Below are 23,674 nucleotides of genomic sequence, written 5' to 3' on the forward strand. Positions count from 1 at the left end.
AAAGGGAAGTGCATGAAGCCCGCCGCGTTCGCCTACCATCGGGCGCACGATGTCGCCGACGCCGTCGGCCTGCTTTCCGACCTCGCCGGGCAAGGGCGGGAGCCGAAAGCGATCGCGGGCGGGCAGAGCCTGATGCCGATGATGAGCTTCCGCCTGGCCCGCCCGAGCGATCTGGTCGACCTCGGGCGGTTGCGCGATCTGCCGGGGATGACCGACATCGTGCACGTCGATTCGACGCTCCGCATCGGTGCGATGACGACGCACCGCCAGGTCGAACTTGCCCGGCTCGACCCGGGGTTCGCCGTGCTGGCGGAGGCGATGCGCTACGTCGGGCACCTGCCGATCCGGTCGCGCGGCACCGTCGGCGGCAGTCTCGTGCACGGCGACGCCACCGCCGAGTGGTGCATGCTCGCGCTGCTGCTGGACGCGGTGATCGTCGCCGAAGGACCGGACGGCCGCCGCGAAATCCCGGCGGGGGAGATGTTCTCCGGCTTCTACGCGACCGCGGTGGAGGCGGACGAGGTCGTCACCGAGGTCCGGTTCACCCGGGCGGCTCCGAAGGCGGCGTTGACCGAGTTTTCCCGCCGTGCCGGGGATTTCGCCACGGTCGCGGCGGCGGTGACGCTCGAACCTCGGACGGACGGGTCGCTGGCGGGCGGCCGGGTGGTGCTGGGCGGGGTCGCGCCCGCGCCGTCGCGGGTTCCGGAAGCCGAGGAGGTGCTGCCGGGCGGCGAGCCGGGGCCGGAGCTGTTCGCGGCGTGCGGCCGGGCGGCGGCCGAGGCGATCGAGCCGCGGAGCGACGCGCAGGGGAGCGCGGATTACCGGCGTGCGCTGACGAGGACGTTGGTGGCGCGGAGTCTGGGCCAGGCGTGGGAGAGGGGAGAGCGGTGATGGTGGGCGGGCTCGGGGGGTCCCGGCTGGACGGCCGGGCGGTGCTGGCGCGAAGCCAGGTGCGGCAGAGGGGAAAGCGGTAATGGTGAGCAGGCTCGGGGGACGGCCGGGCGGTGCTGGCGCGAAGCCAGGTGCGGCAGAGGGGAGAGCGGTAATGGCCGACAAGCCCGAAGAACCCCGTTTCGACGGCCGGGGCGGCAAGTGGATCGGCGCGTCCGTGCGCCGTCGCGAGGATCCGCGGCTGGTGACTGGCCGGGGACGGTTCGTGGACGACATTCACCTCCACGGCATGCTGCACGCCGGGTTCGTGCGGGCGACCGTCGCGCACGGCAAGATCACCGGGCTCGACCTCGGGGCCACTCGCGACGTGGACGGCGTCGTGGCCGCGTACTCGGCGGAAGACCTCCAGCTCGGCGACATGGTCGCGCTGCTGGACCGTCCGCCCGAGGAGTTCACCCCGACCACGATGCCGATCCTCGCGCGCGGCAAAGTCCGGTTCGTCGGCGAGCCGATCGCGCTGGTCATCGCGAAGGATCCATACGCGGTCGAGGACGGCATCGAAGCCGCGCAGGTGAGTTACGAGGTCCTCGACGCCGTCGTTTCCGAGGAGACCGCGCTCGCCGCGAACGCGCCGCTGGTGCACGAGGACGCGCCGAGCAATGTGCTGCTGGATGTCACCTCGTTCGACACCCCGGGAGTGGACGAAGCGTTCGCGGACGGGTGCGTGATCGAACTCGTCACCCGCAGCGGCCGGCAGAACGCGTTGCCGCTGGAGACGCGCGGCGCGGTGGCGTCCTGGGACGACCGCGACGAGCAGCTTCTCGTCCAGACGTGCAGTCAGGTGCCGCACCAGGTGCGTACCGTGCTGGCGCGTTCGCTGCGGATTCCGGAGCGTTCGGTGCGCGTCGTCGTCCCGGACATGGGTGGCGGCTTCGGGCAGAAATGCGTGGTGGGGCGGGAGGAAATCGCTGTCGCGGCGGCGGCGAAGCGCTTGCGGCGTCCGGTCAAGTGGATCGAGGACCGCGGCGAGGCGCTCGCGTCCGGGTTCCTCGCGCGCGAACAGCGATACCGCACCCGTGCCGCGTTCACTCCGGACGGCGAGTTGACCGCGCTGGAGTCCGACATCGTGTGCGACATGGGCGCGTACTCGTGCTATCCGTTCACCGTCGGCATCGAGCCGTTGATGGCGGCGGCGGAAATGCCGTCGGTGTACCGGGTTCCGGCCTATCGCGTGCGGGCGCGGGCGATCACCAGCAACAAAGCGCCGACCGCGCCGTACCGCGGGGTCAGCCGTCCGCAGTACGTCATGGTGCTGGAGCGGATCATGGACCTGGCCGCGCGCCGGCTCGGTCTCGATCCGGTCGAGATCCGCCGCCGCAACGTGATCACCGAGTTTCCGTACCTGGGCATCAACCAGGTCACCTACGATCCGGGCAGCTACCTCGAATCGCTGGAGCTGGGCGAGAAAATCCTCCGCGACGAGGGCTGGTACGAGCTGCGCGGGAAGAACCCGCACATCGGCATCGGCTACAGCTGCTTCTCCGAGCGCACCGGCTACGGCTCCGAGGCGTTCGCGAAGCGGAAGATGACCGTGGTGCCCGGGTTCGACGTGAGCGAGATCCGGATGGACCTCACCGGTTCGATCGTCGTCACGAGCGGCACGATCAACCACGGGCAGTCCCACGAAACGACGTTCGCGCAGATCGTCGCGGAACGGCTCGGCGTCGACCTCGCCAAGGTGAAGCTGCGGCAAGGCGACACTGAACGGATTTCCTACGGCTGGGGCACATTCGCGTCCCGATCGGTGACCATCGGTGGCTCGGCAGTGGCTACGGCGGCGACCCGGCTGGGCGAGCAGCTCTGCCTGATCGCGGCGCACCTGATGGACACTCGGGTCGAGAACGTCGGCCTCGACGGCGAGGGCGGGGTGATCCAGCTCGACGACCCCAGCCAGCGGCTGTCGTTCGAGGAGATCGCCGACGTCGCGTACCTGCGCAGCCACCTGCTGCCGAAGGAAGCCGAGCCGACGCTCACCGCCACCGCGGCGTTCGACGTCCCCGGCGACGGCACGTTCTCGAACGCCACTCACGCGGTCGTGGCGGAGGCCGATCCGGGCACCGGCCAGGTGAAAATCCTCCGCTACGCCTGTGTCGAGGACTGCGGCGTGGTGATCAATCCGAAGGTGGTCGACGGCCAGGCGCGCGGCGGGATCGCGCAGGGCATCGCCGGCGCGCTGTTCGAGGAGGTCACCTACGCCGAGAACGGCGAACCGTCGGCGGCGAGCTTCATCGACTACCTCGTCCCGACCGCCGCGGAGATCCCCGACATCACTGTCGACCACCTCGAAACCCCGTGCGCCTTCACCGAAAGCGGAGCGAAGGGAGCCGGAGAGGGCGGCACGATCGGCGCGCCCGCCGCGGTGCTCAACGCGGTCAACGACCTTCTCTGGCACACCGGGGTCCAGCTGGAGCAGACTCCGATCCACCCCGAGGCCGTCCTCGCCGCGCTGGCTGTGACTGACCTGGCCGACCGGGAGAAAGCGGGTACCGGCGCATGACCGACAAACAGCTGATCGTCCTGACCGTCAACGGCGAGGAGCACGAACTGCTCGTCGAACCGCGGTGGACACTGCTCGACGTGCTCCGGCACAACGTGGGCCTCACCGGCACGCACGCCGGCTGCGAGCACGGCGTGTGCGGGGCGTGCACGATCCTGGTCGACGGCGAACCGGTGCGCGCCTGCCTGATGTACGCCGTGCAGGCGGAAGGCTGCGCGATCCGGACCGTCGAGGACCTCGGCACCCCGGAGGAGCCGAACGATCTGCAGCAGGCGTTTTCCGAACACCACGGCTTGCAGTGCGGCTTCTGCACGCCGGGCTTCCTCATGCTGGCCGAAGGGTTCCTCGCTCAGGAACCGTCGCCGACGCGCGAGGAGATCCGGGAGGCGGTGTCGTCGAACCTGTGCCGCTGCACCGGGTATCAGACCATTGTGGACGCGATCGAGGCGACCGCCGCCCAGCGGTCGGCCGGATCCGGCAGGAAAGAGGACGCGGTCCGATGATTCTGGAGAACACCCTTGATCTTCCCGGCGATCCGGACACGGTGTTCGCGCTGCTCAACGACGTCGAGCGGGTCGCGGGCTGCCTGCCCGGCGCGGTGCTGGAGGGCCGCGACGGCGAGTCCTACCTCGGCAAGGTCAAGTTCAAGGTCGGCCCGGTCAGCGCCGCGTACGCGGGCAAGGTCCGGTTCACCGAGATCGCCGAGGGCGAGCGCCGGCTGCGGCTGTCGGCCAGGGGCGCGGACAGCCACGGGAACGGCGACGCCGAAGCGGACGTCACGCTGACCCTGGCGCCCGGTCCGAAGGGCTCGTCGCTGAGCCTGCGCACTGATCTCGTGGTGCGGGGCAAGATCGCGCAGTTCGGCAAGGGCGCGATCAGCACGGTGTCGAACCGGATCCTGCAGCAGTTCGCGCAGAACCTCGGTGCGCTGCTGGAAAACGGCGGCACCGCACCGGCTCCGGCGGCCACCGCCGCCGCTTCTGCCTCGGATTCGCTGGACGGACTGGCGATGCTGCTGCCGCCCAACGCGAAGCGCTACCTCCCCGTTGTCGCGGCGGGCGCGCTCGGGCTGTTCCAGGGCTGGCTGCTCGGCCGGGTCCGGTCGCAGCACAAACTGATCAAGGAGCTGCTGCGTGAACGCGCCTGAAAACGGACTGCACGGCACCGAGACCGACCGGACCTACGCCCGCGCGGGGTTCGGGGCCGCAGTGCCGCGGGGAACCGCGCCGGTGCTGGTCGTGGTCGACCTGACCCGCGGTTTCACCGAACCGGAATTCCCTTCCGGCGCGGACCTTTCCACCGAAGTCGAAGCCGCCGGAGCGCTGGTCCGGGCCGCTCGCGAGAGCGGAGCGCCGGTCGTCTACACCGCGATCAGCTACACCGCCGCGGAGGCGGACGGCGACGCGATCGCGTGGCTGCGCAAGGCTCCCGGCATGCGCAGCCTGCGCGGCGGAAGCGCCGAGGTCGCGCTCGATCCCCGGCTGGAACGGCACGACGCGGACCACCTGATCGTCAAGAAGGGCGCGTCCGCGTTCCACGGGACGAGCCTCGCCGCGCTGCTCACTGGTCTCGGCGCGGACACCGTGCTGGTGTGCGGTGCGACGACCTCGGGCTGCGTCCGGGCCACCGCCGTCGACGCGGTCCAATCCGGCTTCGACACCCTCGTCGTCCGCGACGCCTGCGGCGACCGTGCACGCGGACCGCACGACGCCGCTCTCTTTGACCTGCAAGCCAAATACGCCGATGTGATCGGCCTGGGCGAGGGCGTCGAGCTGCTCGCCAAGGCCCGCTGAACCCGGAAGGAGTTCCCGCATGTCGTCACTGCCTGACCGGGTGCTGTCCCAGTCCGCGCTCGCCGACCTGGCTGACGTTCCGGCGGCCAGCGTCTGGGCGCGCTCCGGTTCCGTCCGGCTGCACGTCCTCGACTACGGACCGGCCGACGGCGTCCCGCTCGTGGTGCTGCCCGGGATCACCAGCCCGGCGATCACCATGGACTTCGTCGCCCGGGAGCTGACCGATCTCGTCCGTCCGCTGGTGCTCGACGTCCGCGGCCGCGGCCTGTCCGACGACGGGCCCGGCTATGGCCTCGACGCGTACGCCGCGGACGTCGAAGCGGTGATCGACCAGCTGAACCTGTCCGCGCCGCTGCTGTTCGGCCACTCGATGGGCGCGCGGATCGCGGCCAAAGCCGCGTTGTCCGGCCGGGTCGCGGGCACCGTCCTCGCCGATCCGCCGATGAGCGGCCCCGGACGCCGGTACCCGACTTCGCTGGCGGTCTTCGAGTCCCAAGTGGACCAAGCGCGGCGGGGAACCAACGCGGACGAGGTCGCCGCCTCGTGGCCGCGATGGCCGCGCCGGGAACAGGAATTGCGCGCTCGCTGGCTCGCTTCGTGCTCTCGTGCCGCCATCGCGGCCACGCACGCGGGTTTCGAATCCGAGGAATTCCTTCCGCTGTGGGAAAACCTGCCCGGGCCCGCCGTGCTGCTGCACGGCGCGGAGAGCCCGGTGGTGACCTCGGCGGACGTCGCGGTGCTGGAGAAATCGAAGCATCCGCTGGCAGCCGTGGCGGGCGCCGGGCACATGATCTTCTGGGACGAACCGCAGCCCGCCCGGCACGCGCTGCGTTCGGCGCTGAAAGACGTGCTCGCCCGCTGATCCCGGCGGTTTTTTCGTACTCGGATAATCCGTATTCGGACAATCAAGGAGGTCGCCATGGACCAGAACCTGTTCAACGACATCTGCTTGCGCCAGCTGACTTTTTCCGGCGTGCACGAGGGCGAGACGGTCGTCGTGCTGACGCGCGGCGCCGAGCGCGCGGAGTACGCGGACGCCTTCCTCTGGGCCGCCCAGCAGCTCGGCGCGGCGACCTATCACCTGCGGCTGCCGTCGCCGGCGAACGCGTCCGGCGCGTGGGCGGTCGGGCAGTCCGGTCTTGACCAGCTGCCGCTCGCGGTGGAGGCGCTCAAGGCCGCGGACATGGTCGTCGACTGCACGTTCCTGCTCTTCAGCGAGGAGCAGTTCGCGATCCAGGCCGCCGGGACCCGGATCCTCACCGCGGTCGAGCCGCCCGAACTGCTGGCCCGGCTGATGCCGACGAAGGAACTGCGCGAGCGCGTCGAAATCGGCGCGGAGCTGCTGGCCAAGGCCAAGACCATGCGGATCACCAGTCCGCACGGGACGGACGTCACCTACCAGCTGGGCGTGTACCCGACGATGAGCGAGTACGGCTACACCGACCAGCCGGGCCGCTGGGACCACTGGCCCGCGGCGTTCGTCTTCACCGGCGGTTCGGACGACGGCGTGGACGGCAAGATCGTGCTCGCGCCCGGCGACGTGCTGCTGCCGTTCAACACCTACGTGCGGACGCCGGTCGAGCTGACCATCGAAAAGGGCTTCATCCAGGACATCCGCGGCGGCGCGGGCTCGTCCGGCCTCGACGCCGACCTGCTGCGCAGCTACATCGAGTCCTTCCACGACCCGCGCGGCTACGGGATGTCGCACGTCGGCTGGGGCCTCGACGAGCGGGCGCACTGGCACGGCCTGACCCAGTTCCCCGGCGGCATGGGCATGGAGCTGCGCAGCTTCTACGGCAACGTGATGTTCTCGATCGGCCCGAACAACGAACTCGGCGGCCCGAACGACACGGCCTGCCACTTCGACATCCCGATGCGCGGCAACAGCCTGTACCTCGACGACGAGCTGATCGTCGACGCGGGCGAGCTGACCGTGCAGGACATGCGCCCGGCGGCGAAGCGATGACCGACCACCACATCGGGATGATCGTCCCGAGCTCCAACCTGACCATGGAAACCGAACTGCCGCGGATGCTGCGCGCCCGCGAGGAGCGGTATCCGCAGGACCGGTTCGTCTTCCACTCCGCCCGCGCGCGGATGCAGCACGTGACGCCGGAGCAGTTGCGCGCGATGAACGCCCAGGCGCAACGCGCGGCCACCGAACTGGCCGACGCGCGGCCCGGCGTCGTGGCGACGGCCTGTCTGGTCGCGATCATGGCGCAGGGGCCGGGTTATCACTGCACCGCCGAGGATGCGATCACCTCGGCGCTGCGCGCGGAAGGCTCGGACGCGCCAGTGGTCTCGTCGGCGGGCGCGCTGTTGTCCGGGATCGCCGCGTTGGAGGCGAAGCGGGTCGCGATGGTGACGCCGTATCTGAAGCCGCTTACCCAGGCGGTCGTCGAGTACCTGGAGGACGCGGGCGTCGAGGTGGTCGATTCGCTCTCGCTGGAGGTGCCCGACAACCTGGCGGTGGCGCGGCTGGATCCGGCGGATCTGCTTGCGCACTACCGGAAACTGGACCTGTCGCGAGCGGACGCGCTGGTGCTGTCGGCGTGCGTGCAGATGCCGTCGCTGCCGTCGGTCCAGCCGGTCCAGGACGCGGTGGGGATCCCGGTGCTGTCGGCGGCGACGGCGACGGCGTTCCGGATTCTCAGCGAGCTGGGGGTGCGGCCGGAGGTGCCCGGGGCGGGGCATTTGCTGAGCGGGAAGGTCTCCGCGTAACGGCCCGCGGGGGCAGACTCCGGTCCGCCCCCGCGGGTTTCAGGCGTGGCACTGGTAGAGCGTCTGGGCTCCGCCCATCGGACCGGCCTGGGCCTCCTGCTCCGCCGACGCCGGCTTTCCGCCGTAGGCGGCCGGATCGACCGCGGCGCAGTGCTGCTTGATCCACCCCTGCCGTTTCTCTCCGGCGCCGCCGCTCATCCCCGGCATGCCCCTGCCGCCGCGGCCGCCGGTGCTGCCGAGGACGAACTTGAGCTTGCCCTCGGCGGTCCACTGCTGGAGCTGGCCGACCGACGGCGAGTCGTCGCTGCCGAGGAAACCGCCCATGCCGATCACGGTCTCGTCGGAGCCGATGATGAAGCTCGACGCCATCGTGGCCGAGCCGTCGACCGCGAGGGTGATCGCGGCGCCGCCGCTGTGCTGCTTGGCGTAGTCCAGGATGCGGCGCTGGTCGTCGGTGAGTTTGCCGTTCAGGAAATCGCCCATGTCGCCAGGCTTCCGCGCGCCTGCCCGCATGCCGCCCGGGCCGCCGGGAAAACCGGAAGCGTCCGGCGCACCCGGCAGGCCCGCGTCGCGTCCGCCCGGCATCCGCGCCCCGCCGCCGAATCCGCCCGGGAAGCCCAGGCTGGCAGGCCCGGCCGAAGGCATGCCGCCCATGCTCTCGCCAGTGGCCGCGGTCGCGGCCGACCACACGGCCGGCACCAGCAGCAGCGCGACGGCCGCGAGCACCAGCGACGCCCGGGTGAAAATCGCCCGGCGTACTGAGGCGAGTTTGCCCAGCACGAGCGCGACGACAGCGACCACGCCGACCGCCAGCACCGCCCACCGCGTCCAGCCGTGCCACGAGGGGTCGCGGTTCGCCAGGACGAACGCCCAGCCCGCGGTGAGCGCGACGCCCGCCGGAAGCAGCAGCCAGCCGTAGCCGGAGTCCTGCCGGTACTCGCGCCAGAAACCGGCGAGCCCGGCCGCGCAGATCGCCGCGATCGCCGGGGCCAGCATGGTCGTGTAGTACGGATGCCAGATCCCCTGGGCGTAGCTGAACACCACGCCGGTCACCAGCAGCCAGCTGCCCCAGGCGAACCAGCCCGCCCGCCGCGCCGGGCCGCCCGGCCGCTTCCGCCGGACGCCGCGCACCGCGACGGCGACCAGGACCAGCAGCGCCAGCGGCAGCAGCCAGGAGATCTGCCCGCCGACCGCACCGCCGAACATCCGGCCGAGCCCGGTTTCGCCGCCGAACATCCCGCCGGGGCCGCCGGAGGGCGGTGCCGTGCCCGCAGGCAGCTCCATGCCGCCGGGCAGGCCACCGCCTGGCCGGTGTCCGCCCCCGCCGGGGCCGAAGTTGCCCTCGCCGCCGAAGATCCGGCCGAAGCCGTTGTAGCCGAAGATCAGGTTCAGCGCGGTGCCGTCGGTGCTGCCGCCCATGTACGGCTTCGAGCCCGGCCACAGGTCGTGCAGCGCGGTCCACCAGAACGACGAAACGAGCAGCACGACGGCAGCGCCCAGCAGGTCCAGCAGCCGCCGTTTCACCGGGGCGGAAGTGCCGGCGAAATAGGCGAGCGCGAAGCCAGGGACGATGATCCACGCCTGCATCATCTTCGTGACGAAGCCGCAACCGATGAAGAACGCGCACCACAGCAGCCACCGGGTCCGCGCGCGGCTCGGGTCCGCCTGCACCGAGCGGGTGAACGCGTACGCCGCGGCGACAAGCAGCAGCACGAGCAGGGTGTCGGGGTTGTTGTCCCGGTTGATCGCCACCGTGATCGGGGTGAGCGTCAGGATCAGCGCGGCCAGCAGCGCGGCGTTCTCCCCGGCCCACAGCCGGACCGCACGGTGCAGCAGGAAGACCGCCGCGACGCCTTCGAGCACCTGCGGCAGCAGCAGCGCCCAGCCGTGGAAGCCGAAGATCAGCACCGAAATCGCTTGCGGCCACAGGGACATCGGCGGCTTGTCCACAGTGAACACGCCGTACGGGTCGAACGAACCGAAAAGGAAGTTCGAAAAGCTGCCGGTCATGGACTTCACGGCGGCGGAGTAGTAGCTGTTGCCCACTTGGCCGTCGCCGATCCGCCAGGCGTAGAGCACGGCAGCGGCCGCGCAGATCGCGGCGAGCGCCCAGGTCCGCCATCGCGAACGGGTCGCCGGGGCGGCGGTTTCGGCTGGCGCCGCGGAGGGGGCGGCGACTGTCATTCTTCGTCCTTTCCGTTGTCCTGGCGGAAGACCCAGGTGCGCAGCAGCACGAACCGGCCCGCTGTGCCGAGCAGCGAGGCGGCGAGCAGTACGGTCAGCTCCAGCGTCCGGCCCGGTTCGGCCACGAGTGCGTGGAGCAGGAGCAGTGCTGCCGAGGTGAAGGCGTAGTAGAGGCCGAATACGACGAATCCTTGCAGATGCGCTTTGCGGCGCGGGGTGCCCGCACCGGCGAAGGTGAAGCGGCGGTTGGCCTCGGTGTTGAACAGCGTGGTGAGCACGAGCGCGGCCAGATTCGCCGCGAGCACCGGCCACCACAGCCGGAAAAGCCCGTACAGCGCGAGATTCGCCACCGTGGAGAGCACACCGATCACGGCGAACGACAGGATTTCCCAGAACCGGCCGCTGTCGGGCGGGCTCAGCACGGCGTCCGGGTGCGCGGCTCGCGGCGCGGGGCGGCGAGGCAGGTCCGGCACCTTCGCCGTGCCCGCCGCCTTGGCCCGCGCGACCCGGATCAGCCCGCGGATGTCGTCGAGCGCGGTCTTCGCGACGTCGACGCGGCTGTCGGCGTCCTCGACCCAGTCGACCGGCACCTCGTGCACGCGCAGCCCGTTGTGCTCGGCCAGCAGCAGGAGTTCGGTGTCGAAGAACCAGGCGTCGTCTCGCACGTGTTCCAGCAGCGGCCGGAGGACGTCGGTGCGCGCGGCTTTGAACCCGCACTGCGCGTCGGAGAACCGCGCGCCGTGGCTCAGCCGGATCATCTTGTTGTAGCACCGGGAAACGAACTCGCGCTTCGGTCCGCGCACGGTGCGCGCTCCCGGGGCCAGCCGGGAGCCGATGGCCAGGTCCGAATGCCCGTTGACCAGGGGAGCCACCAGCGGCAGCAGGGCGTCGAGGCCGGTGGAGAGGTCGACGTCCATGTAGACCACGACGTCGGCGGTGCTCGCTCGCCAGGTTTCGCGCAGCGCCCGGCCCCGGCCCTTCCGGTCGAGATGGCGGACCCGCAGCGTCTTGTCGGCGCGGGCGAGCGTTTCGGCGACCTCCAGGGTCCGGTCTGTGCTCGCGTTGTCCGCGATCACGATGGTCCACTCGAAGGGGAACTCGCGGCGCAGGAACTCGCGCAGGACCTGGACGCAGCCCGGCAGGGCGCGTTCCTCGTTGTATACGGGGATGACGATGTCCACGGTCGCCGTCGCCGCACCCGGCCCCGGGGACGTGGTCAACCCTCTGGTCGCGCCGACCGACATGCTTCCTCCGTTCCGGGGTGACAACCGGTCGCGCACGACGCTGTGTGACCGCTTCGGGTCTCACCGTGGCGCGGCCGTCGTGAGAAAGACCTGGAAAAACCCTGAGAGGATCGTGAGAAGCTGATCTTTCCCCGGTCGTGGGACGAACAGCTTCCGCACAGTTTGGCCGCGTAGCCTCGGGCCGATTCCGGACGAGCACGGCGCGGAAAGGATCGGGCGGGATGCGGCTGCTGGTGGTGGACGACGACGCCGACGTGCGCGAAAGCCTCCAGCGCGGCCTCGAATTCGAGGGGTACGAGGTCGCCGCGGCCGAAAGCGGCGCGGCGGCGCTGGCGGCGGTCTCCGGGACGGGCAAACCCGATCTGGTGATCCTGGACGTGATGATGCCCGAGGTCGACGGCCTGGAGACGTGCCGGCGGATCCGGGCGGCGGGGGAGCGGCTGCCGGTGCTGATGCTGACCGCGCGCGACGCGCTGGGCGACCGGGTCACCGGTCTCGACTCCGGCGCCGACGACTACCTGGTGAAGCCGTTCGCGCTGGAGGAGCTGCTGGCGCGGGTGCGCGCGCTGCTGAAGCAGAATCGCGCCACGCCGGGTCCGGCGGCGCGCCGGTTCGCGGATCTGGAACTCGACCCGGAAACGCGCGAGGTGACCCGCGCCGGGCGGCGGCTGGAACTCACGCCCACCGAGTTCGACCTGCTCGCGGTGTTCCTGCGGGCCCCGGAGAAGGTGCTGACCAAGAACCGGCTGCGGCAGGAGGTCTGGGGGAGGGAACCGAGCCGCACCAACAATCTCGACGTGTACGTCGGGTATCTGCGGCGCAAGACCGAGGCGGGCGGGGCGAGCCGGCTGCTGCACACCGTGCGCGGTGTCGGATTCGTGCTGCGGGCCCCGTGAGGCGCCGCGGGGAACCCCGGATGCTGCTGCGCAGCCGGGTCGCGCTGATCACCGCGGCGATCGTCGCGGTCGCGATCGCGGTGGTCAGCACGGTGACCTATCTGTCCACTGAGCACAGTCTGCGCACCCAGCTGGACGAAACCCTGCTCGGCGGCTGGCCTCCGCCGCCGCCCGGCCCGGACGACCCGGAGGCGCGCCGGCCCGGCCCGGCGGACCTGTGCCGCCACAGCACCCCGGGCAAGCCGCTGCAGCGGTTCCTGGAAGGCGTCCAGCTGCTGAAAGCGGACGGCACGGTCTGCTCGCCGCCGGGCGTGGACTCGGTTGTCGTCGACGCGGCCGACCGGGGCGCGCGCACCGTGGCCCTGCGGGACGGCCAGACCCGGTCCGGCACGCCGGTCCGGGTGCTGCTCGGCTCGCTCGGCGACGGGAACGTGCTGGTCATCTCGCGAAGCCTCGCCGAGGTCGACAGCACCCTCGCCGGCCTTCGGACCATCCTGATCGCGGTGTCGGTGCTGGGCGCGCTGCTCGCCGCGGCGGCCGGACTGCTGCTGACCCGGCGGACGCTGCGGCCCATGGCGCGATTGACCGGAGCCGCCGAGGAAATCGCCCGCACGCACGACCTCGACCTCCCGGTCACCGTGTCCGGCCGCGACGAGGTGGGACGGCTGGGCCGCGCGTTCTCCGCGATGACCGGCGCACTGGCCGATTCGCGGCGGCGGCAGCGCGCGCTGGTCACCGACGCCGCGCACGAACTGCGGACGCCGTTGACCAGCCTGCGCACCAACATCGACCTGCTGGCCCGCAGCGAACGCACCGGCCGCGCGCTGGCCGACGGCGACCGCGGCCGGCTCCTGGACCGGCTCCAGGCGCAGGCGGGCGAACTCGGCGACCTCGTCGCCGAACTGGTCGTGCTCGCCAGGGACGAGCACGAGTTCGACCACGCCGAAGTCGCGATGGGCACAGTGGTCCGCCACGCCGTCCGCCGGGCGTCGAGCCGCGCGCGGGAGCACACGTTCGACGTGACGTGCGCCGAATGGTCCGTCCGCGGCGACGAGGGCGCGCTGGAACGGATGGTGCTGAACCTGCTGGACAACGCGATCAAGTTCTCGCCCGCCGGTTCGGCGGTGAAGGTGCGTTCGGAGCCGGGGCTGGTGTCGGTGGCCGACGACGGGCCGGGCGTCGCCGCGGCGGACCGGGACGCGGCGTTCGACCGGTTCTGGCGGGCGCCGGAGGCCCGGTCGTTGCCGGGATCGGGACTGGGCTTGGCGATCGTCACCGACATCGCGGCCGCGCACGGCGGGTACGCGCGCTTCGAGGACCCGCCGTCCGGCCGGGGAGCGCTGGCGGTGGTCCGATTGCCGCCCGCGGCTGCGGAAGGCTCTCCTCTGCTGCCCGGCAGCCGCGGCTGATCATCGCTGGGCGGCCACCAGCTCGCGCACCCGCGGCGCGACCTCCCGCGCGAACAACCGGATGGCGTCGGCGGAGTCCACGGCCAGGAGAAACGCGCTCGTCCCGTGCGCGAGCGCCAGTCCGGCGAGCTGGCCGGCCCACGCGCCGGTGCTGCCGGACGGAATCCCCGGCAGGTTGTACAGCCGCCGGATCTCGGCGGGGGAGCGGCCCGCCTTCCGGGCCGCCCCGTCGATGAGCGCGTTCGCGGCGGGCAGCCGGTCCGGCGGGACGCGGGTCATGCTCGGCAGCCAGCCGTCCGCGGTGCGGCCGATCAGGCGCAGCATCCGCGGTCCGAGCGCGCCGAGCCAGATCTCCATGCGGTGCACCGGAAAAGGGCCCGGCGGAGTGCCGGTGAGCCGGTGCCGGGCGCCGGACACCTCGGCTGGGGGACCGGGTGTCCACAGTGCACGGACGACGTCGATCGCTTCCGTCAGCGCGGCGAAGGCTTCGCCGGGGGTGTACCGCGGGCCGCCTTGCGCCTCGATCTCGTCCCAGTACGCGCCAGCGCCGAGGGCGAGTTCGGCGCGGCCGCCGCTGAGCAGGTCGAGACTCGCCGCCGAGCGCGCGAGCACCGCGGGCGGGCGCAGCGGCAGGTTGGCGACGTTCGGGAACACGCGCAGCCGCTCGGTGCGCGCGGCGACGACGCTCAGGACGGTCCACGCGTCGAGCAGGTCCGGCCGGTACGGGTGGTCGGGGACGCTGAGCAGGTCGAGCCCGGCGGTGTCGGCGGCTTCGGCGAGCCGGGTCGCCGCGCCGGGTTCGGCGGCTTCCGGCAGGAGGATGACGCCGAACTGGAGGTCGTGGCCGTAGTCAGGCATGGGTCGCCCGGAATAGTGTCATGCAGACATGATTACCTGACGGAACGAAATCTGTCCAGCGGGTAGGATTCCGGCATGGACGAACTGCGCCCGCCGACCCTGCTCGCGCTGCCCTCGTACCTGGCCGGGCACGTCGCGCGGATCGGGCGGCGGGAGCTGGCAGGCGCGCTCGAGACGCATGGCCTCCGGCTGCCGCATTTCGCCGTGTTGGCCGGTCTTTCCGACTTCGGGCCGCTGGCGCAGCACGCGCTCGCCGACCGGCTCGGGCTCAACCGCAGTCATCTCGTGGGCTATCTGGACGAACTGGAACGCCGAGACCTCGTCGGCCGCGAACGCGACCCGGACGACCGGCGGCGTCAACGCGTCACGCTCACCGAGGCCGGGAAGTCGCTGACGGGAGAGCTGAAGGAGGAGGCCAGCCGCTCGCAGGACGTCTTTCTCGGCGAACTGTCCGCGAAAGAACGCGAGACGCTGATTTCCCTGCTGCGGCGGGTGGTGGTCGCGGACGACCGGGCGCGGCCGGGAGCCGGGTAGTTCCGCTTCGGACGGTTGCCGTGCGGCGCACCGGGTAACCGGAGGTTTCCCGGCGCCCGAGGAGGCAGCATGGCCGCGCCCACCAGGACTGACCTGATCACCGTGATCACCGACGACCACCGCGACGTGGAGCGGGTGTTCGCCCAACTCGAAAGCGAACCCGGGGCGGGCGACCGGAAAGAAGTGGTCGACCACGTGATCGCCGAGCTGGTCCGGCATTCGGTCGCGGAAGAGCAGCTCGTGTACCGGGCCGCGCGCGAACACCTCGACGACGGCGACGAGATCGCCGATCACGAGATCGAGAAGCACGCCGAGACGGAAAAGCTCATGAAGGGGCTTGAGCGCGAGAGTCCGGGCGAACCGGAGTACGAGGAGCTGCTCGGCAAGCTCATCGCCGACGTCCGGCGCCACATCAGGGACGAGGAAACCGGCCTGCTGCCGCGGCTGCGCGAGGCGTGTTCGGCCGGGGAGCTGGACCAGCTGGGCGAACGCGTGCTGGCGGCGAAGAAGGTCGCGCCGAGCCCCCGCCGGAGAATCTGATTCTCGCGCCGTTCGTCGACAAGATTCGCGACGCGCTGACCGGGCGGAAGAGCTGACGCCGGTCGCGGCGCACTGCGTTCTCGTGCCGAAGGAGCCTGGCGAAGATCTCGATGGCGCCCGAGCACGCCGGCCCGCTCGCCGAACCGGGGGCGGAGGCCGCGGGCGGGCAAAACGCGTCCGTCTACACGGGACTCGGCGACCCGGACGCTCCTGCCGCGGTGGAGCACCGGCGGGCTGCCGCGTCGTGCCCGGCCCGGCCCGGCGCTGCGACTGCCGAAGGACGAGCTTGTGCCGCACATGGAGAATTCGGCAGCCGGCTGCGCGACCGGTGGACGGAGCGCCGCCGGATGTGGCGCACGCGCACTTCTGGATGTCCGGTGTGGCAACCGTTCTCGCCGCACAAGAGGCTGGAGTGCCGCCGGTGCGGACCTTTCGCCCGCCGGGCGCGGTGAAACGGCTGCGCCAGGGCGACGTCGGCCCGAGCCCGCCGGACCGGAAGCGGTGCGAGCGCATGGCCGGCAAACCGGTCGGCCGCGTTATCGCGACCTGCTCGGACGAGGTGTTCGAACTGGCTCGGCAAGGATGCCGCGGCAGCGGATCTCGGTGGTGCCGTGCGGGGTCGACCTGGACCGGTTCGGCGCCGCACGGCCCGGTTGCGCCGTCGGTGCCGGTGGGGAGATTGGTGCCGCGCAAGGGATCCGACCTGGCGATCGCCGCGTTCCGGACAGGCGCCGGAGACCGAGTTGGTGCTCGCGGGCGGATCGGCTTCCGGGGCGCTTCCCCGGAATCCGGGCTCGGAGTGGCCGGCCGGGTGCGGCTGGCAGGTCAGGTGTGCCGGGACGACCTGCCTGCGTTGCTGCGTCCGGCGGACGCGGTGCTGTGCACGCCTTGGCACGAGCCGTTCGGGACGGTTCCGCTGGAAGCAGTGGCCGATGGCGGTCGGCGGCTTGACGGACACGGTGGTGGACGGGATCACCGGCAGGTTGGTGCCGCCGCGCGACCCGGCCCGGCTGGCGGCGCAGTTGCGGGCTTTGCCGGACGTCCCGCAGAGCTGGAGGCGCTGGGGACCGCGGAGCAGAAGCGGATCTGGGCGCGGTGTTCGTGGGATCGGATCGCGGCGGGAGACCGTGCGGGAAGGCTCTGCCGCCGGGGGAGTCCGGATGGGCGGCGCGGTGATGCCGGGCGCCGCCGAGCGCGAGCGGCACCGTCGCCAGAATCCCGTACGCGGGTCAACCGGGTGCCGCCACGAACAGCACCCAGTAGTACAGCGATGGCACCGGAAAGCTTGCGTGCGGCCAAAAGCCCGAGCAGGCCCAGTGCGGTGGGGACGATGAACAGCTCGCGCCTGGTTTCCGGCACGGAGAACCCGGCGCTGCCGAGGACCAGCTAGCTCAGGCCGGGCACGGCGACGACCGGACGAGCCCAAAAACGGGTGGTGACCGTCGGCATGGGGGACTCCTTCCCGGCGGATTACTCTTCGCGAAGCGACTTCGCGACGGAGCCGCCGGCCTCGTCCGCCTGTTCACCGGGATCCGGATCCGCCCGGTGCTGCGGAAGATCCTCGTCCGGAACCACGGCCCTGGCAGCTTCCGCCCGGGCGAGTGTCTCGTCGTCGGGCGGGTTCGGCACGGGCTGGATGTCCGGCCGTTCCTCGGCGAGCCGGTTTTCGAGCGGCTCGCCTTCGCGCGCCTCGGCGGGGGTCGTGGCCTGCCGGACCGCCGGGCTCCAGCGTTCCGCCGGTTCTACGCCCTCCTCCAACGGGTCGACCCGCAGCTCGTCCTCGTCGAGAGATTCGGACTGGTCGAGCGTTTCGGGCTCAGCCGGATCGCTGTCGGCCATCATGCTCCCTTCTCGCTGCAGTGCTTTCCTCACCGGATACCCGCGCGGAACGGGACAAAACGAGGTCAGGTGGCAGCGAGATCGCGGATCGCGGTCTGTGCATTCTGGATTTCCTGGCCGACCAGGAGCGCGGTGAAGCGGGCGACCGAAATGCTGTGCGCCGCCGAGGCGACCGCGTCGCAAGCTGCCTGCGCGTCGTCCGAACGATGCCGCACGCGCCCGGCGAGCAGTGCTTCTTCGAGCTGGCCGGACAAATCGGGGAGGAGTTCGGAGAGGTCGTCGGCGAGGAGGCTCAGCAAACCCAGCGTCCGGTACAACTCCGCGGGGCATTCGTAGCCGCCGGCACCGGCCTCGCGACGGAGCCGGCGCAGCGCGGTCTGCGCCTGCTCGGCCGGTGCGGGAGACGTCGCTGAATGGTCCATGAACCGGTGATACCCGGTGGCAGTGCGGCTAACCGGACGATTGCGGACGGCCGCCCCGGGTATCCGGGGACGATGAACGAGATCGTCGAACTGATCCGGAGGCGGGCCTGCCTCGCGGAGTCCCGCGACGCCGAACGGGCAGCGCACGCAGTGCTGCGGACGCTGTCCGAGCGGATCTCCCCGGAAGCGGCGGCGAGCCTGGCGGTACAGCTGCCGGCCGGACTGGCCGACGACCTGCGTCCGGGCGGCGGCCGCGGGGAACGCTTCGAACTGGAGGACTTCGTCGGACGGATCGCGCACCGGGCGGACTTGACGGATCCGGAGGCCGTGCACCGGGCAAGCGTGGTGCTGGCCGTGCTGGGCCGCGAAACGGTGCAGGTGGCGGACGAGGTCTGGGACGTGCTGCCGGAACCGTTGCGGCACCTGGTGGCGGCCCGGGCCGCCTGACCTGCTCAGGCGTTCCGCATCCGGGGGCGGTGCGGCTGGGCGTCGCCGCCAGGGATGTCCCGGTCGACGTGGTCGGCGTGGTGCAGCGCCTGGGCCAGGAGCCCGCGCACGTGCTCGTCCGCGGCGGAGTAGTACACGAACGTCCCCTCGCGGCGGCCCTTCACCAGTCCCGCGAGCCGGAGCTTGGCCAGATGCTGGCTGACCGCGGTCGGCGCGGCCCCGGCCAGTTCGGCGAGGCAGGCCACCGACGATTCTCCCTGCAGAAGCGCCCACAGCACCTTGATCCGCGTCGGGTCGGAGAGCAGGCGGAAGCTTTCCGCGGCCAGGTGGACCTGCTCGTCGGAGGGCATGTCGAAGTCCGGCAGGGAGGAGTGCATGCCCTGATGCTACCGTTCCTTCTCGGTTGTCTGCGTATCTGCGCAGGTATGCTGATAGTCGGCCGGTGCGTCCGCCCGGTCGCGGCGGGTTTCGAGCATCCGGGAGTGGTCGATGGCAGAGCTGGGTCAGGACCGTCCGCAGCCCGAGGACGGGCCGGTGCGAGAGCACGGTGATGGCCACGGCCACGGCCACGGTCATGGCCACGGTCATGGCCACGGTCACGGTCACGGTCACGGTCACGGTCACGGTCACGGTCACGGTCACGGCAAGCCTGCGACCTGGCGGCACCGCGTCAAACACCTCCTCGCCCCGCACAGTCACGACAGCGCCGACCGCCTCGACACCGCCCTCGAAACGAGTCAACGCGGAATCCGGGCGCTGACCTGGTCGTTCGCCGCCCTGTTCGGCACCGCTGTGATCCAGCTGGTCCTGGTCGTGGTCACCGGTTCGGTGGCGCTCCTCGGCGACACCATCCACAACTTCGCCGACGCCCTCACCGCCCTGCCGCTGGGCATCGCCTTCGCACTGGGCCGCCGCGCCGCGACCCGCCGCTACACCTACGGCCTCGGCCGCGCCGAAGACCTGGCCGGAGTCGTGGTCGTGCTGATCATCGCCGGATCAGCCGCGTTAGCCGCCTACGAAGCGATCGACCGCCTGCTGCATCCGCATCCCGTGCAGCAGCTCTGGGTGCTCGCCGCCGCCGGAGCAGTGGGCTTCGCCGGAAACGAACTCGTCGCCCGGTACCGGATCACCGTCGGCCGCGAAATCGGCTCCGCCGCCTTGGTCGCGGACGGCCTGCACGCCCGCACCGACGGCTTCACTTCGCTGGCGGTAGTGCTGGGCGCGGCCGGCGTCGCCCTCGGTTTCCCGGCGGCCGACCCGGTGATCGGATTGCTGATCACCGTCGCGATCCTGTTCGTCCTGCGCGACGCGGCCAAGGAAGTCTTCCGGCGGCTGATGGACGCCGTCGATCCGGCGACCGTCGAACTGGCCGAACAGACAGCCGCGGCGGTGCCCGGAGTGGAAGGCGTGCGGGAAGTCCGGATGCGCTGGATCGGCCACAGCCTCCGCGCGGAACTCGCCGTCCAGGTCGGCAACACCCTCACCGTCGAGCAGGCGCACGAACTTGCACACAGCCTGGAACACCGGCTGATCACCACGGTGCCTCGGCTGACCGCGGCGGCAGTGCACGTCGAACCGGCGATCGGGGCGGAGGCCGTCCACCTCGGTTGATCGCGCATCGGCCGAACGGCTGATCCGCCGCTCCGCCCGGGCCGGCCGGAAAGTCTGGCCACGCAGTCGATTCGCCGCGCCGGTGCCGCCCGGCACGGTGAACGCATGGCAATCATCGAGGTGGACAACCTCGTCAAGCGGTACGGCGGGCACACCGTGGTCGACGGCGTCAGCTTCGCCGTCGAACCGGGCGAGATTTTCGGCATTCTCGGACCGAACGGGGCCGGCAAGACCACGACGGTCGAGTGCGTCGAAGGGCTGCGCGGGCCGGACGGCGGGGCGATCCGCGTCTGCGGCCTCGACCCGCAGCGCGACGACGGCGAACTGCGCCAGGTTCTCGGCGGGCAGCTCCAGGAAAGCGAACTGCCGGACAAACTCAAGGTCGGCGAGGCGCTCCAGCTGTACAGCTCGTTCTATCGCGACCCGGCCGATTGGCGGGAACTCGCCGAGATCCTCGCCCTCGAACACAAGCTCGGCACTCAGTTCCGCCGTTTGTCCGGCGGCCAGAAACAACGGCTGTCGATCGCGCTCGCGCTGCTCGGCAACCCGAAGGTCGCGGTGCTCGACGAGCTCACCACCGGCCTCGATCCGCAGGCTCGCCGCGACGTCTGGGGCCTGGTCGAACGCATCCGCGCGCGGGGTGTGACGATCTTGCTGGTCACGCACTTCATGGAAGAGGCCGAGCGATTGTGCGACCGGCTGGCGGTCATCGACGCGGGTCAGATCGTCGCGGTCGACAGCCCGGCCGGGCTGGTGGCACGCGTCGACGACCGGCAGCGGCTCCGGTTTCGCACTGCCGCACCGCTCGACGACGCGGTGCTGACCGGACTGCCGGAGGTCGCCGCCGTCGAGCGCTCGGGCAGCCAGATCGTCGTCACCGGAGGGGGAAACCTGCTGCTCGCGGTCGCCTCCGCGCTGGCAGGCCACCGGATCGCCGGCCTGCGAATGGACCAGACCACGCTGGACGACGCGTTCGTCGCGCTCACCGGCCGTTCCATCGAATCCTGAGGAGACCCCGGTGCCCGCCTTGTTCCGGCTCGCCGCCACCGAAACGAAACTGTTCTTCCGCGAGCCGATCGTCGTGTTCTTCGCGCTCGCGTTCTCGCCGGTCCTGTTCGGCGTTCTCGGCCTGATCCCGGCTGTGCGCGAACCCGGGCCGGACGGAGTCCGGATGATCAGCCGCTACCTCCCGATCGTCGTCGCGATGGGGGTCGCGCTGTTCTCGCTCAGCGGGCTGTCGCAGCTGTTCGCTTCCTACCGCGAGAAGGGCGTGCTGCGGCGGATGCGGCTCACCCCGGTGGAACCGACGGTCCTGCTCGGTGCGCAACTGCTGATGGCGGTGGTGCTGTCGGCGGCCTCGACGCTGGTCGTCCTCCTGACCGGACGGCTGGCCTTCGATCTCGACCTGCCTCGGCGCCTGCCCGCGTACGTGCTCTGCTTTGCGCTGCTGGCACTGGCGCTGTTCGCGATCGGGCTGCTGGTCGCGGCGCTCGCCCGGTCCGCGACAAGCGCCAGCGCGGTCGGTTCCCTGGTGTTCTTCCCGCTGGTGTTCTTTGCCGGGCTCTGGCTGCCGCGCGCCGGCATGAACCAGGTTCTGCGGACGATCAGCGATCTGACGCCGCTCGGCGCGGGCGTACAAGCGTTGCAGGACACGACTTCCGGGAATTGGCCGCACCTGCTGCACGTCGGTGTCATGCTAGGGTGGCTTGTCGTGGTCGGGGGCTTGGCCGCGCGGTATTTCCGCTGGGAGTGACTGGTGGGCATCGAGGGGGATCTGCGCGAAGAGTTCGACCGCTGGGAAGCCGCACAGACGGCGACGTTCACAGTGCTGCCGTACGGTCTTCTCGCGGTGAGCGTGGGCATTACTGTGCTTCAGCTGCCCGCGCATCTTCCGGTCGTGCTGGGTCTTTCTGCCGCCGCCGCCCTCTGGCTGCTGTGGTTTCACACTCTTCATCCACACGTAGTGCGATCGGGATATTACGCGGGACTGCTGGCGATGGCGGCGAGCTTGGCGGCTCTCGCACCGTGGTACGGCCTGTTCGCCTTTGTCGGTTACCCGCAAGCTTTCCAGTACCTGACGGGACGCTGGCGATACGCCGGTGCCGCTGCCACCGCGGTGATCTCCGCGCTGGCTTTTCTGGGCGGAATCGCCAAGATCGGCGCGGAGAATCTGTGGTGGGTGTGGCTGGGCGTCAGCGTGCTTTCGATCGCGCTGGCCGGAGCGGTGTTCTCTTTCGTGGAAATGGCCTACCGGCGGAATGAACTGCAGAAGCAGGCGCTCGCGGAACTGCGCGAGGTCAATCTGAAACTGGAAGCCGCCTTGGCCGAGAACGCCGGACTGCACGCGCGATTGCTGGTCCAGGCTCGCGCGGCCGGGGTTCTGGACGAACGGCAGCGGATGGCGCGGGAAATCCACGACACCCTCGCGCAGGGCCTGGCCGGAATACTGGCCCAGCTGCAAGCGGCCGAGCAAACCGCCGCCGAACCGGAAGTGCTCGGCCGGCACGTGGCGAACGCGACGAACCTGGCCCGGGAAAGCCTGGTCGAAGCGCGCCGGACGGTCCATTCCGTGGAGCCCTCGGTGCTCGCCGACGCCCGGCTCCCGGAGGCGATCGGCGAGGTGACCAGGAATTGGTCAGCGGCCAACCGCGTCGATGCCGTGCTCACCACCACCGGCGACGCCCGTCCGATGCACACCGACGTCGAGGTGGCCTTGCTGCGGACCGCGCAGGAAGCGCTGTCGAACGTGGCGAAACACGCGCAGGCGAAGCGGGTCGGCCTGACCCTGTCGTACATGCCGGACCTGGTGACCCTCGACGTCCGCGACGACGGCGTCGGCTTCGAACCGAATGCCAAGCGCGCCAACGGTTCCACGAACGGCGGCTTCGGCCTGTCCGGAATGCGGCAGCGGGTGCAACGCCTCGCGGGACGCCTGGACATCGAATCGGAACCCGGCCGCGGCACGGCGGTCTCGGCGACCGTGCCCGCCATTCCGGCTGGCGGTGGGCGGTGATTTCGCTGCTGATCGTCGACGACCACCCGGTGGTGCGCGACGGCCTGCGCGGCATGTTCGGCGCCGATCCGCGGTTCGAGGTAGTCGGCGAGGCCGCGGACGGAGCCGCCGCGATCACCGCCGGTGAGCAGCTTCGCCCGGACGTGATCCTGATGGACCTGCGAATGCCGGGAACGAACGGCGTCACCGCGATCAAGGAACTGGCGAAACGCGGTGTCCCCGCGCGCGTCCTGGTGCTGACGACGTACGACACCGACAGCGACGTCCTTCCGGCGATCGAAGCGGGAGCCACCGGGTATCTGCTGAAGGAAGCGCCCCGGGAGGAGCTTTTCCGCGCGGTCGAGGCCGCGGCGCAAGGCCAGGCAGTGCTCTCGCCGACGGTCGCGACCCGCCTGATGGGGCAGCTGCGGCACCCGGCGGCGGACCTGTTGTCGGAACGCGAGATCGAGGTCCTGCGGCTGATCGCGAAGGGCGCGACGAACCGCCGGGCGGCGGAGCAGTTGTTCATCAGCCAGGCGACGGTGAAGACGCACCTGCTGCACGTTTACGCGAAACTCGGCGTGAACGACCGCGCGGCGGCGGTGGCCGCGGCGTTCGCGCAGGGGTATTTGACGCTGTAGGGCTAGTGTCCTGCGTCGTTAATTCGTCGTCAGTTAGGCTCTGGCGGCATGACTGATGGTGCCGCGGGACGTCGGGGGCCGAAGCTTGAGCCGGT

At 71.0% G+C, this 23,674-nt stretch carries 25 protein-coding genes; 19 read left to right on the top strand and 6 right to left on the bottom strand.

All coding sequences use genetic code 11. The annotated features are described in order from the left end of the window. The first annotated feature begins 12 nt into the window (after nucleotides 1-12). The 8 genes from BM362_RS41775 (at nucleotide 13) to BM362_RS41810 (ending at nucleotide 7,962) form a co-directional block, all read left to right on the top strand. The gene (locus BM362_RS41775; protein ID WP_093576898.1) at nucleotides 13-891 is read left to right on the top strand and encodes an FAD binding domain-containing protein; all 879 of its coding nucleotides are present in this window, start codon (nucleotides 13-15) and stop codon (nucleotides 889-891) included. A gap of 154 nt (nucleotides 892-1,045) precedes the next feature. Beyond that, complete coding sequence (locus BM362_RS41780; RefSeq protein WP_093576899.1) at nucleotides 1,046-3,448, top strand: xanthine dehydrogenase family protein molybdopterin-binding subunit; 2,403 nt, start codon at nucleotides 1,046-1,048, stop codon at nucleotides 3,446-3,448. After that, the gene (locus BM362_RS41785; protein ID WP_067584234.1) at nucleotides 3,445-3,951 is read left to right on the top strand and encodes a (2Fe-2S)-binding protein; all 507 of its coding nucleotides are present in this window, start codon (nucleotides 3,445-3,447) and stop codon (nucleotides 3,949-3,951) included. The genes BM362_RS41780 and BM362_RS41785 overlap by 4 nt, the downstream gene beginning before the upstream one ends. After that, nucleotides 3,948-4,595: an SRPBCC family protein gene (locus BM362_RS41790; protein WP_093576900.1), complete on the top strand. Its 648-nt coding sequence runs from the start codon at nucleotides 3,948-3,950 to the stop codon at nucleotides 4,593-4,595. The genes BM362_RS41785 and BM362_RS41790 overlap by 4 nt, the downstream gene beginning before the upstream one ends. Beyond that, nucleotides 4,582-5,241 (top strand): isochorismatase family protein, encoded by a 660-nt coding sequence (locus BM362_RS41795; RefSeq protein WP_067584231.1) that lies wholly within the window; start codon nucleotides 4,582-4,584, stop codon nucleotides 5,239-5,241. The genes BM362_RS41790 and BM362_RS41795 overlap by 14 nt, the downstream gene beginning before the upstream one ends. Nucleotides 5,242-5,260: 19 nt before the next feature. Continuing rightward, nucleotides 5,261-6,103, top strand: coding sequence for an alpha/beta fold hydrolase (locus tag BM362_RS41800; RefSeq protein WP_067584228.1), 843 nt, complete (start codon nucleotides 5,261-5,263; stop codon nucleotides 6,101-6,103). A 57-nt stretch (nucleotides 6,104-6,160) separates the two neighbouring features. Beyond that, nucleotides 6,161-7,207, top strand: a complete 1,047-nt coding sequence (locus tag BM362_RS41805) for a 2,5-dihydroxypyridine 5,6-dioxygenase NicX family protein (protein WP_067584225.1) — start codon at nucleotides 6,161-6,163, stop codon at nucleotides 7,205-7,207. After that, a complete protein-coding gene (locus tag BM362_RS41810) occupies nucleotides 7,204-7,962 on the top strand; it encodes a maleate cis-trans isomerase family protein (RefSeq protein ID WP_067584222.1) in 759 nt (252 codons plus the stop codon). The genes BM362_RS41805 and BM362_RS41810 overlap by 4 nt, the downstream gene beginning before the upstream one ends. A 39-nt stretch (nucleotides 7,963-8,001) precedes the next feature. Here the strand turns inward: BM362_RS41810 and BM362_RS41815 are convergent, their stop codons facing one another. Next, entirely contained in the window at nucleotides 8,002-10,146 is a 2,145-nt protein-coding gene (locus BM362_RS41815; protein WP_093576901.1) for an ArnT family glycosyltransferase, read from the bottom strand. Further along, on the bottom strand, nucleotides 10,143-11,390 hold the full coding sequence (locus BM362_RS41820; protein ID WP_067584215.1) for a bifunctional glycosyltransferase family 2/GtrA family protein: 1,248 nt from the start codon (nucleotides 11,388-11,390) through the stop codon (nucleotides 10,143-10,145). Before BM362_RS41820 ends, BM362_RS41815 begins: the two co-directional genes overlap by 4 nt. A 221-nt stretch (nucleotides 11,391-11,611) precedes the next feature. On the opposite strand from BM362_RS41820, the gene BM362_RS41825 reads away from it, so the two are divergent. Continuing rightward, complete coding sequence (locus BM362_RS41825; RefSeq protein ID WP_067584211.1) at nucleotides 11,612-12,286, top strand: response regulator transcription factor; 675 nt, start codon at nucleotides 11,612-11,614, stop codon at nucleotides 12,284-12,286. 20 nt (nucleotides 12,287-12,306) lie between these two features. Beyond that, nucleotides 12,307-13,695: a HAMP domain-containing sensor histidine kinase gene (locus BM362_RS41830; protein WP_167545641.1), complete on the top strand. Its 1,389-nt coding sequence runs from the start codon at nucleotides 12,307-12,309 to the stop codon at nucleotides 13,693-13,695. Here BM362_RS41830 and BM362_RS41835 read toward each other — a convergent pair whose 3' ends face one another. After that, complete coding sequence (locus BM362_RS41835; RefSeq protein ID WP_067584205.1) at nucleotides 13,696-14,553, bottom strand: LLM class flavin-dependent oxidoreductase; 858 nt, start codon at nucleotides 14,551-14,553, stop codon at nucleotides 13,696-13,698. Between the two features lie 75 nt (nucleotides 14,554-14,628). Between BM362_RS41835 and BM362_RS41840 the strand changes: the two genes are divergently transcribed. From BM362_RS41840 to BM362_RS49715, 3 genes are all read left to right on the top strand, one after another. Beyond that, a complete protein-coding gene (locus tag BM362_RS41840; RefSeq protein ID WP_067584202.1) occupies nucleotides 14,629-15,087 on the top strand; it encodes a MarR family winged helix-turn-helix transcriptional regulator in 459 nt (152 codons plus the stop codon). 69 nt (nucleotides 15,088-15,156) lie between these two features. Further along, nucleotides 15,157-15,627, top strand: coding sequence for a hemerythrin domain-containing protein (locus BM362_RS41845; RefSeq protein WP_425285771.1), 471 nt, complete (start codon nucleotides 15,157-15,159; stop codon nucleotides 15,625-15,627). Between the two features lie 82 nt (nucleotides 15,628-15,709). Further along, nucleotides 15,710-17,017, top strand: coding sequence for a glycosyltransferase (locus BM362_RS49715; protein ID WP_342029841.1), 1,308 nt, complete (start codon nucleotides 15,710-15,712; stop codon nucleotides 17,015-17,017). A gap of 80 nt (nucleotides 17,018-17,097) precedes the next feature. Here BM362_RS49715 and BM362_RS41855 read toward each other — a convergent pair whose 3' ends face one another. Together BM362_RS41855 and BM362_RS41860 are read right to left on the bottom strand one after the other, a co-directional pair. Further along, nucleotides 17,098-17,469: a hypothetical protein gene (locus BM362_RS41855; RefSeq protein ID WP_338080261.1), complete on the bottom strand. Its 372-nt coding sequence runs from the start codon at nucleotides 17,467-17,469 to the stop codon at nucleotides 17,098-17,100. Between the two features lie 62 nt (nucleotides 17,470-17,531). After that, a complete protein-coding gene (locus BM362_RS41860; protein WP_067584199.1) occupies nucleotides 17,532-17,888 on the bottom strand; it encodes a hypothetical protein in 357 nt (118 codons plus the stop codon). 72 nt (nucleotides 17,889-17,960) lie between these two features. Between BM362_RS41860 and BM362_RS41865 the strand changes: the two genes are divergently transcribed. Continuing rightward, complete coding sequence (locus BM362_RS41865) at nucleotides 17,961-18,335, top strand: DUF2267 domain-containing protein (protein ID WP_167545642.1); 375 nt, start codon at nucleotides 17,961-17,963, stop codon at nucleotides 18,333-18,335. Between the two features lie 5 nt (nucleotides 18,336-18,340). On the opposite strand, the gene BM362_RS41870 is transcribed toward BM362_RS41865, so the two are convergent. Next, nucleotides 18,341-18,712, bottom strand: coding sequence for an ArsR/SmtB family transcription factor (locus BM362_RS41870; protein ID WP_067584194.1), 372 nt, complete (start codon nucleotides 18,710-18,712; stop codon nucleotides 18,341-18,343). Between the two features lie 112 nt (nucleotides 18,713-18,824). Between BM362_RS41870 and BM362_RS41875 the strand changes: the two genes are divergently transcribed. The 5 genes from BM362_RS41875 to BM362_RS41895 all read left to right on the top strand — a co-directional run bounded on the left by BM362_RS41875 (nucleotide 18,825) and on the right by BM362_RS41895 (nucleotide 23,579). Continuing rightward, nucleotides 18,825-19,946: a cation diffusion facilitator family transporter gene (locus BM362_RS41875; protein WP_208865500.1), complete on the top strand. Its 1,122-nt coding sequence runs from the start codon at nucleotides 18,825-18,827 to the stop codon at nucleotides 19,944-19,946. 105 nt (nucleotides 19,947-20,051) lie between these two features. Beyond that, nucleotides 20,052-20,954, top strand: coding sequence for an ABC transporter ATP-binding protein (locus tag BM362_RS41880; RefSeq protein WP_093576905.1), 903 nt, complete (start codon nucleotides 20,052-20,054; stop codon nucleotides 20,952-20,954). Between the two features lie 10 nt (nucleotides 20,955-20,964). Continuing rightward, complete coding sequence (locus tag BM362_RS41885) at nucleotides 20,965-21,699, top strand: ABC transporter permease (RefSeq protein WP_093576906.1); 735 nt, start codon at nucleotides 20,965-20,967, stop codon at nucleotides 21,697-21,699. Between the two features lie 3 nt (nucleotides 21,700-21,702). Continuing rightward, nucleotides 21,703-22,959: a sensor histidine kinase gene (locus tag BM362_RS41890; protein WP_093576907.1), complete on the top strand. Its 1,257-nt coding sequence runs from the start codon at nucleotides 21,703-21,705 to the stop codon at nucleotides 22,957-22,959. After that, nucleotides 22,956-23,579: a response regulator gene (locus BM362_RS41895; protein WP_093576908.1), complete on the top strand. Its 624-nt coding sequence runs from the start codon at nucleotides 22,956-22,958 to the stop codon at nucleotides 23,577-23,579. Before BM362_RS41890 ends, BM362_RS41895 begins: the two co-directional genes overlap by 4 nt. Nucleotides 23,580-23,674: the final 95 nt, after the last annotated feature.

Origin of the sequence: Amycolatopsis rubida (assembly GCF_900115345.1) — a bacterium.
Taxonomy (GTDB): Bacteria; Actinomycetota; Actinomycetes; order Mycobacteriales; family Pseudonocardiaceae; genus Amycolatopsis; species Amycolatopsis rubida.